Source organism: Amycolatopsis thermalba, assembly GCF_023376025.1.
In the GTDB taxonomy this organism is placed as follows: Bacteria; Actinomycetota; Actinomycetes; order Mycobacteriales; family Pseudonocardiaceae; genus Amycolatopsis_E; species Amycolatopsis_E thermalba.
Map to the genome: position 1 here is coordinate 858,556 of NZ_CP091196.1, position 16,931 is coordinate 875,486.

Below are 16,931 nucleotides of genomic sequence, written 5' to 3' on the forward strand. Positions count from 1 at the left end.
CCGGCTCCTTGTCGCGTACTCGGTTCGCGTGGCAGGGCGTTGGCAGTCCAGACGCGGATCTCCGAAGCCTCCTTCTCCCCGGGCAAGCGGGGCAAGGGCTGACTTACACCTGTACCACGTTGGTTTCGCTGAATGAAACAGTAAGTTGATTATCGCGCGAGCGTGTGTGGCTGTCAACGCGTAGCCGCCCGCAACCAGCTGAACTCGCCGTCTGGGCCGCTATGGGCGCGTGGCATAGACAAGTGCCGTGGAACATTTCCGAACTGACGCTGGTCAGGTCAGGTGTTGCCGGTGAGTGCGCTGACGGGGGCGCGTGTGCTCGTGACAGGCGCTGACGGTTTCATCGGTAGCCATCTCGTCGAGAAGCTCGTCGAAGAGGGGGCAGAGGTTTGCGGGCTGTGCGTCTACAACTCCAACGGCTCCTACGGCTGGCTGGACGAACTGGATGCCCGACGTCCGCCGAACCTGGACCTCAGACTGGGCGACATCCGCGACACCCGGTGCGTTCGTGAGCTGGTCGAGGCCGCCGACGTGGTCTTCCACCTCGCGGCGCTGATCGCCATTCCGTACAGCTACCAAGCGCCGGCCTCGTTCGTGAGCACGAACGTGGGTGGCACGCTCAACGTACTCGAGGCGGCTCGCGACTCGCCCGGAACGCGCGTCGTCAACACGTCGACGAGCGAGGTTTATGGCACCCCGGAGGACGTGCCGATCCGGGAGAGCCACCGGCTGCAGGCCTTTTCACCCTACGCCGCTACCAAGATCGCCGCCGACCAGCTGTGCGAGTCCTACGCGCGCTCCTTCGGAGTGGATGTCGTCACTTTGCGGCCATTCAACACGTTCGGACCCAGACAGTCGCTGAGAGCGGTCATCCCGACGATTCTCGGCCAGCTGCTCGCCGGCCGCGAGACCGTGAAGCTCGGGAGTGTGTGGCCGAAGCGGGACTTCACCTTCGTGTCCGACACGGTCGACGGGTTCCTGCGGATGGCGACTTCGGGTGTGCCGCCGGGCTCGGTGGTGCAGCTTGGCACCGGGTCGTGCGTGTCCGTGGGCGAGCTCTTCGATCTCTGCTGCGATGTCGTGGGCGCGTCGGCGAAGATCGAGTCGGAATCCCTCCGGGTTCGACCTGATGCCGGTGAGGTCGAGGTGCTGTTGTCGGACCCGGCTCGGGCCTGGGACGTGATCGGGTGGAAACCCGAGAGGGAGCTGGCCGAGGGGCTTGCGATCACGGCGGACTGGCTCAGGCCACGGGTGGACGGCCAACGGGCTGCGAGGTACCACCGGTGAGCGCGAGCCGGATCGTGTTGTCGGAGCCTATGCTCGCGGGGAACGAGCTGGCCTACCTGCGGGAATGCGTCGAAAGCAACTTCGTGTCATCGGCCGGTCCCTTCGTCGGCCGGTTCGAGGACGAGTTCGCGAAGAAGACCGGGGTGAGATCCGCGGTGGCGTGCTCCAGTGGAACAGCGGCGTTGCACGTGGCGATGCGACTGGTAGGTGCGGCAAGCGGTGAACTGGTCGCGGTCTCCGACTTCACGTTCATCGCATCGGCCAACGCCGCAAGTTACACGGGCGCCGACCTCCTGCTCGTCGACAGCGAACCGCAGACCTGGAACATGGACACGGAGCGGCTGTACGACGACGTCCTGCGTCGAGCACGGCTCGGCCGACGGATTCCGAGTGTCGTCGAAGTGGTGCACGTCCTCGGCCATCCCGCGGACATTGAACCGGTTCTCGAGCTGCGGCAGCGTTTCGGTGTTCGTATCGTCGAGGACGCCGCGGAGGCTCACGGTTCCCGTTGGCGCTCCGGAGCGGTCAACGGCAGGCAGGTGGGCACCGTGGGGGATTTCGGTTGTTTCTCCTTCAACGGGAACAAGCTCATCACCTCCGGCAGCGGCGGAATGATCGTGAGCAACGATCCGGCTGCCGTGGCCAGGGCCCGGCACCTGGTGAACCAGGCCAAGTCGGGCGACGACGGCTACGAGCACGACGAGGTCGGCTACAACTACCGGATGAGCAACCTCGCCGCGGCGGTCGGTCTCGCTCAATTGGAGCAGCTCGAAACCTTCCTGCTGCACAAGCGAAAGATGGCCGACCGTTACGACCGCCTCCTGGCTTCAGCCCCGGTCGTGCGTCCACCGCGCGCGGAGTGGGCGGTTCCGTCGCACTGGCTCTACTCGATCCTGCTTCGTGGTGAGGACGTTTCCGTTTCCGGCATCGTGCGAGGTATGCAGGCGCGGGGTATCCAGGCCCGCAGGTTGTGGCCACCCCTGCACCGGCAGCGGCCGTACCTGTCGTGCCAACGGCTGGGCGGATCCGTGGCGGACGGAATCTATCGCGCCGGTCTCTCCCTGCCCAGTTCGGTGGGCATCACCGGCGGGCAACAAGGTGCGGTGGTGTCGGGGCTCTGCAGTCTCCTCGCCCGCCACGCCGGCGGGCGAGGCTCACGTGAGGCGGAGGTCCAGTGCTGACGGCCGGCGAGGTCAAGATGTGTGTCTTCACCGGTTCGCGTGCCGACTACGGTCCACTGGTCCCGGTCATCCGCCGGCTGGCCCGCGATCCCGAGGTCGATCTCCGGATCCTCGTCAGCGGCGGTCACTTGCTTCGCGAGCAGGGAAACACCGTTGACGCCATCGAAGGGGACGGGTTAACCGTCGCCGAACGCATCGAGGTGGTGCTCGCGGGTGACAGCCCGGTCGCCGTCGCGAAATCGATCGGCCTCGGAGTCCTCGGATACGCCGATGCCTTTGCTCGGATTGCCCCCGACGTCCTGTGCGTCCTGGGTGATCGCTACGAGGCGTTGGCCGCGGCTCTCGCTGCTCTACCGAGGAACGTCCTGATCGTGCACTTCGGCGGGGGGCAGCTGACCCTGGGGTCCGCCGACGACCGCATCCGGCATGCGCTGTCGCAACTGGCTCATCTCCATTTCGTGTTCGCCGAGGAGGACCGTGTGCGACTCCTCGGAATGGGTATCGACGAGGGGACGGTGCACAACGCGGGTCGCATCAACATCGACGCCGAGCTGACCGCACATCTGCCGGATCGGCGAGCGGTGGAGCGCAGGTTGGGTGTGCGGTTGCGGGCGCCGAGCTTCGCAGTGACTTTCCACCCTGTGACGGAGAAGCCTGAAGAGACCTCCCGCGCGTTGGCTGCGCTTCTGTCCGTACTGAGGACATACGACCACGGCACGGTCGTGTTCACCGCTCCGAACGTGGACCACGGAAGTCACGCCATCACCGAGGCGGTGGCGCGGTTCGTCGCGAACCACCCGGACTTAGCGACCTTCGTTCCGTCACTCGGTCAGCACGGCTACCTCGGCTTGATCCGGCATTGCGATGTGGTGATCGGGAACTCATCGAGCGGCCTCCTCGAGGCGCCTGTCGTGGGAACGCCGACGGTCAACATCGGTTCGCGGCAGGACGGTCGCCCCAGAGCGGCTTCGGTGTTCGACTGCGCCGGCACACCGGGTGGTATCCGGGCGGCGATCGAATCGGCGCTGGCGCATGGAACCCGCCACGACCACCAGGGCGTCGCTGTCCCGACCGGGGAGGACATCGACAGATCGGTTATCGAAGTCATCAAGCGGGCATGGCGGGAGCGCTGTTCCGCGACCAAGGAGGAATGACAACAGATGGCGCTGATTTGTGTGACGGGAGCCACCGGCCGGGTCGGTTCGACACTTGTCCCGGCGCTTCAGCGAGCCGGGCACGACGTGCGCTGCGTCGTGAGGTCTCGCGAGTGTTTTTCGGTGTCGGGTGTGGAGGTGGTGGAGGCGTCGTTGACCGATGCGGCGGCGTTGGCGCGGGCGGTGTCGGGTGTGGATGTGGTGGTGCATCTGGCGGCGCAGATGGTGCTGGGTGAGACGTCGGTGGAGCGGTACTACGACATCAACGTGTTGGGCACGTTGCGGTTGCTGGAGGCCGCGGTGGCGCAGCCGGTTCCGGTGCGCCAGTTCGTCTACGCCAGCACCGACAACACCTACGACCCGGCGCACGCACCACGGGAACCGATCACCGAGGACCACCCGCAGTACCCGGGTGACTACTACGGAACCTCCAAGGTGCTGTGCGAGCAGCTCGTGCGCAACTACCACAAGCTGCACGGGCTCGACTACACCATCCTGCGCTACGGATCCGTGCTGGCACCCAACGAAGCCGTCGCGCTGTTCCGCCTGGACTGGGTCCGCGGGTTCCTGGCCACCCACACCGCGGCCGGCCGCCGCAGCAACCTGTGGCAACTACTGGCCGGCGGGCACGACTTCCTCGGCGCCCTGGACGACCAGATCGGCCACCGCGACGACAACCCCGCACTCGCCCTCACCGGCCCCGACGGCCGCCCCTGGGCCATCCACACCTCCGACGTGCGCGACACCGTCGCCGGAACCCTGACCGCCATCAACCACCCCAACGCCCTCAACCAGGACTTCAACATCGTCGGACCCCACACCACCACCTTCACCGAAGGCGCCACCGTCATCGCCAAGCACTACAACCTCGACCTGCTCACCGCCCACATGCCCGCCACCCTCGCCTTCGAACTCTCCACCCACAAAGCCACCCAACTCCTCGACTACCACCCCCAACACGACTTCGACTCCACCATCACCACCGCACTCAACCCCACCCCCAACCCCGACTACACCCCCGTCACCCAAGGCTGGATCCCCACAAGCGAGCGAAAGCCGGAACGCCAGTGAACTGCCCACGGGCGTTCCGGCTGCGAGCCGCTTCCACCGGGTGCAGATCATGTGACCTGTTCGTGTTCCACCTTCTTGATCTCCATCTCGTGCGACGAACGAACCAGCTGTCGAACGTAGGGATCGAGATCCGCAGCGTCACCGATCATCTCGCTGAGGGACCCGGAGAACAGCATGGACCCGTGCCTCAGCACGACCACATCGTCCGCGAGTGCCCTCGCCACGGCGAGGTCGTGGGTGACGACGATGCACGCGAACTGGTACTTCTCCTGCAGGTCGAGTAGGAGGTTGATGATCTGCGCCTGTACCGAGACGTCCAGCGCGGAAGTGGGTTCGTCGCACAGCAGCACGTCGGGCGACGACGCCAAGGCGCGAGCGATGACGATCCGCTGGAGCTGACCGCCCGAGAACGCCTTGGGCCTTTCCTTGTACCGCGCCGGATCGATTCCCACCGAGGTCATCAGTTCGGCCACGCGGGCACGGCGGTCGCGCTTGCCGAGGTTCCGGAGCGGTTCCGCGACGCTCCACCCGACGCTGCGCACCGGATTCAACGCGTCGGTCGGGTTCTGGAAGACCATCTGCACCGGACTGGTGGTGCCGTGCTTGGGTGCCGTGACCTCGACGCCGCCGACCAGGACCGCTCCCTTGGTCGGTTTCTCCAGACCGGCGACGCACCGGATGAGGGTCGATTTGCCGGCACCGCTTTCCCCGATCACCGCGGTGGTCCTGCCAGGGTCGACGGTGAACTCCACCGAGTCGAGGGCGTGGCGGACCACGCCCTTGCGGTTCCGGAAGTCCTTGGACAACGTGCTCACGTGTATCGCGGCGGCCTTGGTGTTCCTGGCGGTCAGATGTTGCACGTCCGGCCCTCCCGTCGCGGATAGTGGCACGCGTAGCCACCGTCGGGTTCGTTGGTGAACAGGGGACGTTCGATCGCGCAGCGCTCCTGGGCGTCCGGGCACCGGGGGTGGAAGGAACACCCGCGGGGCCAGTTTCCCGGCGACGGCGGCTCGCCCAGGATCACGGGCAGGCGGCTCCTGGAAGGCCGGTCGAGCGTGAGTTCGCAGCTCAGCAATGTCGCCGTGTACGGGTGCGCGGGACGGTCGATGACCGTGGTCATCGGGCCGTACTCGACGAACCTGCCAGCGTAGATGATCGCCACGCTGTCGCAGAAGCTGCTCACCAGACCGAGGTCGTGGGAGACGAGGAGCGCCGCCATCCCGGCCTCCTCGGAGATCGACCGAAGCAGTTTCAGTGCCTCGATCCGCAGGTTCGCGTCCAGCGCCGAGGTAGGCTCGTCCACCACCAGGAGGCGCGGTCTCGGCATGAGCGTCAGCGCCAGCGCGAGCCGCTGCGCCATACCTCCCGACAGTTCGTGCGGGTAGAGCTGGAACAGCTCGTCGGTGTCCGACAGGCCCAGGTACTCGCAGAGTTCACGCGCACGGTGCGTGCCCTCCTGGCGAGTCATCAGCCGCTTGTGCACCACCGATTCGACGAGTTGCCGTCCGATGCGTTGCATCGGGTCGAAGGCCGCGGCGGGGTTCTGCAACATGAGGCCGGTCGAGGTGCCGAGATGTTGCGCGATCTGGTCGGGCTCTCCCAGCGAGTACCAGGTGTGCCCGTCGAAACTGACCTTGCCGCTGGCCCGGAGCGTCTTCGGCAGCAGCCCCAGAACCGCTCGTGCTGTGAGGGTCTTGCCTGCTCCGGTCTCCCCGAGAAGACCGAGCAGGTGCCCGGGGAACACCTGGAAACTCACGCCCGAGACCAGTTTCGTTCCGCTCGGAGCGAGTATCTCGAGGTCTTGGACCTGAAGTGCGGGTGCGGTCATTCGAGGCCTCCGGAGTCGAGGTGGAACCGGTCCCGTAGTCCGTCACCGATCAGGTTGGCCGAGACGACGAGCAGAATGATCACGAGACCGGGCACGGTGGCGATCCACCAGGAACCGACCAGTTGGTCCCTGCCCTGCGAGATCATGTAACCGAGGCTGGCGGTGGGGGGTTGGAAGCCGAGTCCGAGGAAGGACAGTGCGCTTTCCGACAGTACGACGAACCCGATGTGCAGGGACGCGTAGACGATGATGGGGGTCGCTGCGGCGGGGATCAGGTGTCCGAAGAGAATGCCGATCCGCCGGGTCCCGGCCAAGCGAGCGGCGGCGACGTACCCCCGCTCCCGGTCGACGAGCACATTCGCCCTGACCAGTCGTGCGTAGGGCACCCACCCGACCGACGAAAGCAGGACGACCATCGTGGCGTAGCTCGGCTGGATGAACATCGATGCGGCCAGGAATATCAGTAGCGGAGGGACGGCGAGTTGCAGGTCGACCAGTCGCATCAGGACGGCGTCCACCCACCCGCCCATGTACGCGGCGTAGGCACCGATCAAGACGCCGACGAACGCACTGATCAGGACCACCATGAGCGCGACGGTCAGCGAGGTCGCCACGCCGTACGCGCACCAAGCCAGCAAATCGCGTCCGAGGACGTCCGTGCCCAGAACGTGACCTCCCGACATCGGCGGAAGGTAGGACTCCGCGAGGTTCTGCGCATTGGGGTCGATCGGCAGGACACGTGCGACGACAGCGCCGAAGGCGAGCGCGCCGAGGAGCGTCGCACCGGCCCGCAACGAAGCACCACCGGGACGTGCACGGCGCCGGGTGGCCGGTTTGCCCGTGAGCAGGTTCATGCTTTCACCATCCGGACGCGAGGATCACTGATGAGGATGAAGATGTCCGAGATCAGGTTGAGCAGCACGTAGAAGGCCGCGACCATGATGATGGTCGCCTGGACCACCGCGAAGTCGCGAGTGAGGACGGCCGAAATCATCAGGTTGCCGATTCCCGGCCAGGAGAAGATCGTCTCGACGATGACGCACGCCGAGATCAGGTAACCCAGCTGGAGCGCGGTGAAGTTCACGCTGGGGCCGAGCATGTTCCGGAGCGCGTGGCGGTAGACGATCACGCGTTCACCCAAACCGCGCGCCCGCATGGCCTCCACGAAGTCGTTTCCGAGGACGTCGAGCATCTGCCCGCGGAACACGCGGTACAGCGTCGGAACTGTGGGCAATGCGAGGGTCACCACCGGCAGGACGATCGATGAGACATTGTAGAAACCAAAACTCGGCAGCAGCTGAAGATTCGCCGAGAACACGAGGATGAGCATCAGCCCGAGCCAGAATTCGGGCATGCCCTGCAGAGCCCCGATCGTGCGCCGGATGAAGCGGTCTGCCCACGACTCGCGATGACGCGCGCTGAAAATGGTCAACATGAGCGCCAGGATGGCGGCGAGCAGGATGGCCAGGACCACCAGTATCAAGGTGTTCGGGAAGGCCGTGACCACCTCGCCCATCGCGTCGGAACTGGTTCGGTACGATGTTCCGAAGTCGCCTTGAAAAATTCCGCCCAGGTAATGCAGGAATCGCGTGAGTAGAGGTTTGTCGTAGCCGAGCTCGGCGTTGAGCGCGGCACGTGCCTCAGCGGTCATCTGCGGCCCACCGATGACATCCGCCGGCCGGCCGATGGTGTTGGTCAGTAGGAAGCTGATGACAACCGCACCAAATACGACGACGATGCTCTGCAGCAACCGGTTGATGATGAATCGGGTGATCACAGGGCCCGCTTCCCTTCGCTGTCGACGGTTACTGGCTGAGGAAGACCTGGCCGAACCTGGGCTGGAAGCCGTCCTTCGGCGCGCTGTAGCCCTGAACCGCGCTGGAGTACGCATCGACCTGGATCGAGTTGTAGAGCGGGATGGCGGGCAGCTGTTGCGCGAACAGTTCCTGCATGTCGGCGAGGAGCTGAAGACGTTCGGGCCCGTCCGGCGTGGTCAGCATCCTCGTGTTGAGGTCGTTCATCGCGTCGAACTCGGAGGTTCGCTGGAAGTACTTCGTCGCGAAGAAGAGGGGGCCGCCCGTCAACCACCCGAGTTCGCCGGCCACAGCGTGGTAGGGCTTCTGCTTCGGGTCAACGATGACCTTGGTGACCTCGGCGAAAGGAATCTGCGTTGCCTTCATGTTCACGCCGATCTGGGACAGCATGCCACTGATCGCCTGCTCGACCCGGCCGATGTTCTCGCCCAGTTCGGGGGACCACACCGCCTCGAGCTCGACCGGAGCCGGCAGACCGCTCTGAGCGAGGAGCTGCCGGGCCTTGTCCAGGTCGTAGGGGTACTGGGTGGTCGGCTGCCGGTAACCGTAAACGCCTTCCGGCAGGATGTTGTCCTGCCGTTTTCCGACTCCGCGGAGGATCGACTTCACGATCGCTTCCTTGTCGATGGCGTGCGCTATCGCGCGGCGCAGCGCCACGTTGTCCACGGGTTGGTGCTTGGTGAAGATGATCAGCTGCCCCACCCGCCACAACGGCTTTTCGGTGACGGTGAGGTTGGAGGCCGTACGCAGGGCGCCGGCGTCGCTCGGTGGAACGTTGTACACCAGATCCACGCTCCCGGATCGGAGTGCCGCGACACGGGCGGATGCGTCGGGGATGATCTGGAATTGCAGACCTTCCAGATACGGTCCGGGACCGCGGTACTGGCGGTTGGCGGTCAGCACGATGCTCTTCGCCGTCGTGTAACTCTCGAACCGGAACGGTCCGGTCCCGGTCGGGGTCTTGTTCACCGCTTCGGGCCCGCGGTCGACGAGGTTCGGCGAGATCATGCGGATCAGCGTCGCGTTTCGGCCCATGTCCGGGAAGCTCGCCGGGCTGCTGATGCGGATCACGCGTGGATCAGTGTCGTCGTACGTGGCGTTGGGCGGGAGCAGGACCGCCCATTGTGCGCCGGACCTCGAGTAGTACTGGAACGTCTTCTTCACCGCCGACGACGTGAGGGGCGCCCCGTCGTGGAACGTGATGCCGTCCTTGAGGTAGAACGTCCACTGCCGACCGTCGGGAGAGGACTCCCAGCGGTCGGCCAGCACGCCGACCAGTTCCGATGTGTCGCCGTTGAAGCCGAGCAAGCTCTCGTAGATGTTGTGCGAGATGATCGGGAGTGAGACCGCGTTTCCCGCGAGGGACGGGTCGAGACTCGTCGGATCCCCGAGGTGGGCGACACGGAGGGTTCCGGTCGGCTGCGTCGGAGGCTGGCCACCGTTCGCGGCGGGCCCTTGCGATCCGACGGAACACCCGCCCAGTAGTGGGACGCCGGCGGACAGTCCGAGAGCGGTCGCGGCGGCGTACCGGAGTGTTTCGCGCCGGGTCAAGTAACGGGTCGTGGTCGTGCGTTCCTTGGACATGGTGAGACCTGTTCGTCGAGGGGATCAGGCGTCCGCGGGGGTTGCGTCGCTTGTGGGGATCCAGCCTTGGGTGACGGGGGTGTAGTCGGGGTTGGGGGTGGGGTTGAGTGCGGTGGTGATGGTGGAGTCGAAGTCGTGTTGGGGGTGGTAGTCGAGGAGTTGGGTGGCTTTGTGGGTGGAGAGTTCGAAGGCGAGGGTGGCGGGCATGTGGGCGGTGAGCAGGTCGAGGTTGTAGTGCTTGGCGATGACGGTGGCGCCTTCGGTGAAGGTGGTGGTGTGGGGTCCGACGATGTTGAAGTCCTGGTTGAGGGCGTTGGGGTGGTTGATGGCGGTCAGGGTTCCGGCGACGGTGTCGCGCACGTCGGAGGTGTGGATGGCCCAGGGGCGGCCGTCGGGGCCGGTGAGGGCGAGTGCGGGGTTGTCGTCGCGGTGGCCGATCTGGTCGTCCAGGGCGCCGAGGAAGTCGTGCCCGCCGGCCAGTAGTTGCCACAGGTTGCTGCGGCGGCCGGCCGCGGTGTGGGTGGCCAGGAACCCGCGGACCCAGTCCAGGCGGAACAGCGCGACGGCTTCGTTGGGTGCCAGCACGGATCCGTAGCGCAGGATGGTGTAGTCGAGCCCGTGCAGCTTGTGGTAGTTGCGCACGAGCTGCTCGCACAGCACCTTGGAGGTTCCGTAGTAGTCACCCGGGTACTGCGGGTGGTCCTCGGTGATCGGTTCCCGTGGTGCGTGCGCCGGGTCGTAGGTGTTGTCGGTGCTGGCGTAGACGAACTGGCGCACCGGAACCGGCTGCGCCACCGCGGCCTCCAGCAACCGCAACGTGCCCAACACGTTGATGTCGTAGTACCGCTCCACCGACGTCTCACCCAGCACCATCTGCGCCGCCAGATGCACCACCACATCCACACCCGACACCGCCCGCGCCAACGCCGCCGCATCGGTCAACGACGCCTCCACCACCTCCACACCCGACACCGAAAAACACTCGTCGGGCATGACCATCCCCCGGACGCTGAACCCCCGCGTGAGGGCCGCCTTCGCGAGCGTCGAACCGACCCGGCCGGATGCGCCGGTGATGAGAATCTTTGTCACGAGCCACCTCGTCAAAAAGTTGTCTGATGGTTACCTGGCCGAGACAGTGGCCACGAACCCGCGGAATCCGCGGCTCCCGGACCCGGTAGGAGCGGATATGAAATGCCAGTGCCGTCTGATGGAACACAGGGTGAATCGTGTGGAAGGTGCTGTCAAGTGCCGCGGGCGGCGCGGGGAACCCCGCCGCTGGGCAACCCTGCGAGGGTGGTCTGTGCATCGATGGTTCCACGGTTCGCCTTGTGAAGAAGCTAGTTTGTCTGTTGAAATGACCGTGAGTGGCGAGACCGGAGTGGCGGAGGTGTTCCGGATGGACGGTCCGAGGCCGGGGTGGGCGACACCCGCGCGGGAGCCGGTCGCTCTCGTGACGGGAGCCTCGCGGGGGATCGGGGCAGCCACCGCGCGCAGGCTGGCCGCCGATGGGATGGCGGTGGTCGTGAACAGTTTCCCCAGTGAGCCGATGATCAGGCTGGCGAAACAGGTCGCCGAAGAAATCCATGAAGCCGGTGGACGGGCCCTGGTCCTGCCGGCCGACGTCGCCGACCCCGCACAGGTCGAAGCCATGTTCGACGAATGCGAGGGCGAGTTCGGCGCTGTCACGACGCTGGTCCTGAACGCTGCGACCACCGTCCGGCACGCGTGGACGGAGATCAGTGTCGGGGAGTGGAACGAGATCCTCGCGGTCAACCTGACCGCGGGCTTCCTGTGCTGCCGGCGGGCCTTCCGCGAGCGCGGTGCGCCCGGTAGCAGTGTGGTCGTCGTGAGTAGTGTCCTCGCGCAGACTGGCGCGCCCAACGCGCTGCACTACGGCACCACGAAGGCAGGCCTGCTCGGATTCACCCGATCGCTCGCGCGGGAACTGGGCCCCTCGGGTGTTCGGGTCAACTGCGTACTGCCCGGCGCCATCAAGACCGAGGAGGAGCAGGAGTCGTTCGACGAGCAGGATCTCGATCGCACAGTGCTCGCGCACCAGATTTTGCAGCGGCGCGGATCGCCGGAAGATGTCGCGAACGTCGTGGGTTTCCTGGCCGGTGCGGACAGTGCTTTCCTCACGGGGCAAGCGATCCGCGTTGACGGCGGCTGGACGATGGTGTGAATTCCGCTTTGCGTGCCCGGGGTGAAAACCGCTGCCTTCGACACGTCGTCGCGATCACTTGTAATGTCACGCTCCGACACCCATAATTCAGCACGCCTGGCGGGAACGAGTGGCAGTGGGAAGTGCTCGGGTGTCCTGGTTGCTGTGCACCGACCCGTCGACGTGTTTTCGCGACGAGGATTCCAATTTATGCCAGGTCAAATTGATGTCGCTGCCGGACCCGTTCCCGAACTCATTCCGCGACCGCGGAAACTGACCGCCGCGAATGGGCGGCCCACCTTCCCCTGTTCTGCCTTCGGCGGATTGGAGATCCCGGTCGCGCTTGCTCCGTGGGCGGAGCACGTGCAGGGCGTCCTCGGAACAACGGAAGTGGCGGATGGCTTCCCGCCGCGCATTTCCTTCGAGCCGGCGGCGTTGCCCGCCGAGAATTACCGTCTTGCGATCCGAGCAGATTCGGTTCGGGTGGAGTTCGCGGATCCGCGAGGTGCGCTGCACGCCGTGCGAACCCTGCTCGACCTGTGGGACGGATATCAGCGTACCGCCTTGCCGGTCCTCGACATCGAGGACGGGCCGGACCTTCCTACGCGGGGCGTCTTCATCGAGTCGTTCACGGGTACCGACCGCATGGATCTGCCCGACTGGCGGGACCTCATCGACCGTTTGGCCCAGCTCAAGCTGAACACGATCGGGCTGTCGATCTACGGCTGCTGGGACATCCGGCACGGGCAACGGCCCGCCGAGTACATGTTCACCCCCTTGACCGGCTTTCCGGAGTTGGCGTCGAGTACTCGGATCACCACCTGGGACGCCGAGAAGGGCGCTGAGGTTGAACTGGAATACGTCCCGGTGATCTTCGAGAAGGACCTGTTCTCGGAAATCTGCGCCTATGCTGCGGAACGCGGCGTCGAGTTGATCCCGCACCTCGGCGGCCCCGGCCATTCCACGTTGATCCCTCGGGTCGTGCGCGTGCTGTCGGCCGTGGACTCGGATGGTACGCCGACCGGCTACGGGTACTGCGTCTCCCGGCCGGAGGCACGCAACGCGCTGGCGCGCCTGGTCCGCAATTTGGTCGACCAACACCTGCGCCCCAACGGACTTCGCCGACTCCATGTCGCCGGGGACGAGTACTATCCGATCCGCAACGTCGACCCGCGCGATCGGCAGCGGTTGGTCAGTCCGTACTGCGCATGCGAGGGTTGCCGCGACCTTTCTCCCGGACACCTCTTGATCGAGTACCTGATGCTCGTCGGAACTGTCCTCGCGGACGACGGTATCGAAATGGTCCACTGGCAGGACACGCTCGTCAGGGAAGGGGTGCTGGACGAGTACCTCGATCGAGTCGCCGAACGCGGTCTGCCCGAACCGGTGATCGTTTGGTGGAAGTACAACGATCCGGTGCCGGAGCCGCGCGCGGAGCGCACCGAGACGTGGGTGGCACCGACCACCGGGCTCTTTCCGCACCTGTTCGGACAGGATTTCACGGAGAACATCTCCACCGCGATTCGGAAAGGCGCACTCGCCGGTGCGACAGGCGTTCTCGCGTACTGGATCCCAGACCCGGCTGACCACCAGAACGTGGCTTGCCTGGCCGATCTGGCGTGGAACTCGTCGGGCTCGGCCGGCGCAGCCGGGTTCCGCCCTAGGTGGGCCAGGTATGTGTCGCCGTGCTCGTCCGCCGAAGCGGAGCAGGCTTTCTCCTTGGCGGGCACCATTACGGCTTCGTATCCATCCATGATGTACGTGGTCGACCAAGTACTTCCCTATTTCGCGGATTCCGGAGTACCGGGATCCCGGTACCCGGATGACCAGCTTCGCGCGTTTTCAGTGACGCAGCCGCCGCTCGCCGAGGCGTTGCGCCAGATCGCGGCCACGCTGCGCGAGGCGATCACCCTCATGCCGTCGGGAAGAGAGGTCAGGTTCTGGCCGAACCCGGTCCAACAGTGGCGTGACGAGACACACCGGACTGCGGCATCCCTCGAACTCTTCCTCGATGTGCTGGCTCTCACGTATCACCACGGGGACGACCGGGAAGAAACGGCGGAGGTGACCCGGAAAGCGCATGCGCTGTTGAGACACGTGAGCCGTTCGAAGCCCGCCTACCTGGCTCCGGCGGCGTTGCGCGAGCACTGGCTCTTCGTGAAGGAGATAGGGCCGTCCGTGCGGCGGCTCCGAGAGGCCCCTGGTGTCGGACCGCGTGGATCCTGGCACCCCTGGATCGTGTGAGGGTGAGGCTGTGCCGAGTGAAGGCGTCGTCTGGCTACGGGGTGGCCTGGTAGTCGACGGTACTGGTGGACCGCCGGTCGAAGGGGATGTTGGCATTCGAGCCGACCGCATCCTCGAGGTGGTTCCCGGTGGTGTTCCTCCCGGCACCGCAGGGGACGAAGTCGACTGCCGGGGCATGGTGATCACTCCTGGCTTCATCGACATCCACACCCACTCGGACGCCAGCTTCCTCCTGCACCACCAGGCGCCCAGCAAGGTCATGCAGGGTGTGACCACGGAGGTGGTCGGCAACTGCGGGTTCTCGGCATTCCCGGTTCATCCCGGCCGACGGAGCTTGCTGGAGGAGTTCCTCAAGGGCCTGGGCATACCTCGGCTGGAGACGGCGTGGGTCGATTTCGCGGGGTACGCCCGCGCTCTGGAGGACGCAGGTCCCGTCATGAACATCGCCGCGTTGGTCGGGCACGGGGCTCTGCGAATAGCCGCGATGGGGATGGGAAACACCCCTTCGACCGCGGAGGCGCGCGACACCATGTCCGTCTTGTTACGCACCGCGCTGGACCAGGGGCATTCGGTCTGTCGACCGGGCTCACCTACGTTCCCTCCGCGTTCGCCGCGCCCGACGAACTCCACACACTCGGACGGGTGATCGCCGAGGCAGGTGCCCTCTACGCCACACATGCCCGGGTGACTGACGGGTTCGGTGCATTCGAGGAGGCGTTCGAGTTCGGCCGGCGGACAGGGGCGCGCGTGCAGTTCTCCCACATTTCCCTCAACGACCCCCGGAGCTGGGGCCGCGCTGACGACGTTCTCACGCGGTTCGAGGAGGTTGCGGGCGAAGGTGTCGACATCATGTTCGACATCTACCCCTACGACGCTTCGGCATCATCGTTGACCCAGTACTTGCCCGCCTGGCTACAAGCGGACGGGGAAGAGGCGATAGCTGTCCACTTGCGCGATGCGGCACGCCGCGAGCGTGCGCGCGCAGAACTTTCGACAGGATTGTTCGGAAGCATTCCCTGGGAATGGAGCCGGGTCCTGCTGTCGCTCACGGGGCCGGGGGATGAGGACCTGGAGGGGCTGACGGTCGAGGAGGCGGCGGACAGGGAGTCCGTGACCCCGGAGGATCTGTGCCTGCGGTTGTGCGGGCGGCACGGCAACCGCGTACAGGTGGTCCTGTTCTACCGGAGCGAAGACGACGTTCGGGCGTTCCTGCGCCACCGGATGGCTCTCATCGGGAGTGACGGTAGTGCCCTTCCGGAGTCCGCGCCTGGGCGGCCGCATCCCCGCAACTTCGGCGCTCATGCGAGATTGCTGCAGAAGTACGTGGTCGACAACCGGATGTTGAGCCTGCCGGAGGCGGTTCACAAGAGCACGCTGGCCGTTGCCGAGCGGCTCGGCCTGTCCGGCAGGGGGCGCCTGGCGTCTGGGGCGATGGCCGACATCACGGTGCTCGATCTGCCGAAGACGCGGGAAATCGCAACCTGGACGGATCCGTGTCGGGTGGCGCGCGGTGTGCGGGACGTTTGGATCAACGGAAGCAAGGTCGTCTCGGACGGTGTGCTCACCGGCGCCTGCCCGGGCCGAGTGCTGAGGCGATGAGGCGGCGGCCCCGCGGAATCAGTCCGCCGCCTCCTGGGGTTGCGGGTTGGTCGCGATGCCGGCGGCCACCTCGATCAGCGTCTTGGCCACCCGCTTCACGTCCTGCATCGTGAAGCGGGATGCCGGGCCGCTTACGCTGATCGCCGCGGGGAGGTGCGTCGCCAGCAGCGGGGCGGCCACGCAGCGGCCGTCCTCCTCGTTCTCGCCGTTGTCCACCGCGTAGCCGAGCCTGCGGACCTTCGCGAGCTCGTCCAGGTAGTCGTCGAGCGAGGTGATCGTGTTCGCCGTGCGCGGGGGCAGCCCGGTGGACTCGAGGAGGTTCCGGACGCGGTCCGCGGGGAGGTGAGCCGCGATCGCCTTGCCCAGCGCCGTCGAGTGCAGCGGGTCGCGGTCGCCGCGGGACGCCGCGAGCCGGACGCCGCGCCGGCTCTCCACGATCTCGATGTAGATGATGTGGTCGCCGTCCAGCAGACCGAGGTTCGCGGTCTCGCCGAACTCGTCGCGCAGCGACTCGAGCGACGGCCTGGCGCGTTCGCGCAGGATCTCCAGGTGCCGGGACTGCATGCCGACGAACCCGAGCCCCAGCCGGAACAGGCCGCGCTCGTCGTCGCGCTCGACGTACCGGTGGTTCTCCAGTGTCCAGAGGTAGCGGAACGCCGACGACTTGGGCAGTCCGGTGGTCTGGGCGACCTCGTTCAGGGTGATGCCATCGACCGATTCCTGCAGCAGGTTGAGGATCAGGCAGACCCGTTCGACCGCGCGCACCGAATAGTCGCGCTCCTCCTCCGCCGAGCCGTTGTCCGACGGGTTGATGTCTTCCGGGTCCTGCTTACGGCGCCGTGCCACGGCTCCTCCTCGTTTCGGTCGGCAAGTTCGGTGTTTCAGATCCTAGTCCCGCGCGGAGAAGGGTGTCAGGGGGCCAAGACGCAGGTCGTGGGCCGAACGCGACCCCTTGACGGTGCGGTCACCACGGTCGTACCGTGAGTCGCATCTTAGACTCGTAGTTTC

Annotated in this window: 15 protein-coding genes; 8 read left to right on the forward strand and 7 right to left on the reverse strand. The window is 66.0% G+C overall.

The window, feature by feature from the left end:
* Positions 1-291 precede the first annotated feature (291 nt).
* From L1857_RS04310 to L1857_RS04325, 4 genes are read left to right on the forward strand one after another with little or no spacing between them, the layout of a single operon-like run.
* On the forward strand, positions 292-1,287 hold the full coding sequence (locus L1857_RS04310) for an SDR family NAD(P)-dependent oxidoreductase (RefSeq protein WP_240323398.1): 996 nt from the start codon (positions 292-294) through the stop codon (positions 1,285-1,287).
* Entirely contained in the window at positions 1,284-2,468 is a 1,185-nt protein-coding gene (locus L1857_RS04315) for a DegT/DnrJ/EryC1/StrS family aminotransferase (protein WP_094008767.1), read from the forward strand. The genes L1857_RS04310 and L1857_RS04315 overlap by 4 nt, the downstream gene beginning before the upstream one ends.
* Positions 2,462-3,622, forward strand: a complete 1,161-nt coding sequence (gene neuC, locus L1857_RS04320; protein WP_094008768.1) for a UDP-N-acetylglucosamine 2-epimerase — start codon at positions 2,462-2,464, stop codon at positions 3,620-3,622. Before L1857_RS04315 ends, neuC begins: the two co-directional genes overlap by 7 nt.
* A gap of 6 nt (positions 3,623-3,628) precedes the next feature.
* Complete coding sequence (locus L1857_RS04325; protein WP_249464499.1) at positions 3,629-4,693, forward strand: NAD-dependent epimerase/dehydratase family protein; 1,065 nt, start codon at positions 3,629-3,631, stop codon at positions 4,691-4,693.
* A 47-nt stretch (positions 4,694-4,740) separates the two neighbouring features.
* On the opposite strand, the gene L1857_RS04330 is transcribed toward L1857_RS04325, so the two are convergent.
* The 6 genes from L1857_RS04330 to L1857_RS04355 form a co-directional block, all read right to left on the reverse strand.
* Positions 4,741-5,445: an ABC transporter ATP-binding protein gene (locus tag L1857_RS04330; RefSeq protein WP_158224488.1), complete on the reverse strand. Its 705-nt coding sequence runs from the start codon at positions 5,443-5,445 to the stop codon at positions 4,741-4,743.
* 95 nt (positions 5,446-5,540) lie between these two features.
* Entirely contained in the window at positions 5,541-6,521 is a 981-nt protein-coding gene (locus L1857_RS04335) for an ABC transporter ATP-binding protein (RefSeq protein WP_116111575.1), read from the reverse strand.
* Positions 6,518-7,375 carry an ABC transporter permease gene (locus tag L1857_RS04340; RefSeq protein WP_094009223.1) on the reverse strand — a complete coding sequence of 286 codons (858 nt, stop codon included), beginning with the start codon at positions 7,373-7,375 and terminating at the stop codon, positions 6,518-6,520. Before L1857_RS04340 ends, L1857_RS04335 begins: the two co-directional genes overlap by 4 nt.
* Entirely contained in the window at positions 7,372-8,298 is a 927-nt protein-coding gene (locus L1857_RS04345) for an ABC transporter permease (protein ID WP_162831125.1), read from the reverse strand. Before L1857_RS04345 ends, L1857_RS04340 begins: the two co-directional genes overlap by 4 nt.
* 28 nt (positions 8,299-8,326) lie before the next feature.
* Positions 8,327-9,919: an ABC transporter substrate-binding protein gene (locus L1857_RS04350; RefSeq protein WP_094009225.1), complete on the reverse strand. Its 1,593-nt coding sequence runs from the start codon at positions 9,917-9,919 to the stop codon at positions 8,327-8,329.
* A 24-nt stretch (positions 9,920-9,943) separates the two neighbouring features.
* Positions 9,944-11,008, reverse strand: coding sequence for an NAD-dependent epimerase/dehydratase family protein (locus L1857_RS04355; protein WP_249464503.1), 1,065 nt, complete (start codon positions 11,006-11,008; stop codon positions 9,944-9,946).
* Between the two features lie 307 nt (positions 11,009-11,315).
* Here L1857_RS04355 and L1857_RS04360 point away from each other — a divergent pair, with 307 nt between their 5' ends.
* The 4 genes from L1857_RS04360 (at position 11,316) to L1857_RS04375 (ending at position 15,923) form a co-directional block, all read left to right on the forward strand.
* Positions 11,316-12,101 (forward strand): SDR family NAD(P)-dependent oxidoreductase, encoded by a 786-nt coding sequence (locus tag L1857_RS04360; RefSeq protein WP_244214960.1) that lies wholly within the window; start codon positions 11,316-11,318, stop codon positions 12,099-12,101.
* A 189-nt stretch (positions 12,102-12,290) separates the two neighbouring features.
* Positions 12,291-14,324 (forward strand): glycoside hydrolase family 20 zincin-like fold domain-containing protein, encoded by a 2,034-nt coding sequence (locus tag L1857_RS04365; protein ID WP_233157077.1) that lies wholly within the window; start codon positions 12,291-12,293, stop codon positions 14,322-14,324.
* Positions 14,325-14,334: 10 nt separating this feature from the next.
* Positions 14,335-14,970, forward strand: a complete 636-nt coding sequence (locus tag L1857_RS04370) for an amidohydrolase family protein (protein ID WP_249464505.1) — start codon at positions 14,335-14,337, stop codon at positions 14,968-14,970.
* Positions 14,967-15,923, forward strand: a complete 957-nt coding sequence (locus L1857_RS04375; protein ID WP_249464508.1) for an amidohydrolase family protein — start codon at positions 14,967-14,969, stop codon at positions 15,921-15,923. The genes L1857_RS04370 and L1857_RS04375 overlap by 4 nt, the downstream gene beginning before the upstream one ends.
* Before the next feature lie 18 nt (positions 15,924-15,941).
* Here the strand turns inward: L1857_RS04375 and L1857_RS04380 are convergent, their stop codons facing one another.
* Positions 15,942-16,769: an IclR family transcriptional regulator gene (locus L1857_RS04380; RefSeq protein ID WP_233157071.1), complete on the reverse strand. Its 828-nt coding sequence runs from the start codon at positions 16,767-16,769 to the stop codon at positions 15,942-15,944.
* Between the last annotated feature and the right edge of the window lie 162 nt (positions 16,770-16,931).

Bases quoted from the DNA above. Each gene is read 5' to 3' on its own strand.
- L1857_RS04340 (WP_094009223.1), bottom strand. From the start codon at position 7,375: ATGAACCTGCTCACGGGCAAACCGGCCACCCGGCGCCGTGCACGTCCC.
- L1857_RS04360 (WP_244214960.1), top strand. From the start codon at position 11,316: ATGGACGGTCCGAGGCCGGGGTGGGCGACACCCGCGCGGGAGCCGGTC.
- L1857_RS04365 (WP_233157077.1), top strand. From the start codon at position 12,291: ATGCCAGGTCAAATTGATGTCGCTGCCGGACCCGTTCCCGAACTCATT.
- L1857_RS04325 (WP_249464499.1), top strand. From the start codon at position 3,629: ATGGCGCTGATTTGTGTGACGGGAGCCACCGGCCGGGTCGGTTCGACA.
- L1857_RS04335 (WP_116111575.1), bottom strand. From the start codon at position 6,521: ATGACCGCACCCGCACTTCAGGTCCAAGACCTCGAGATACTCGCTCCG.
- L1857_RS04350 (WP_094009225.1), bottom strand. From the start codon at position 9,919: ATGTCCAAGGAACGCACGACCACGACCCGTTACTTGACCCGGCGCGAA.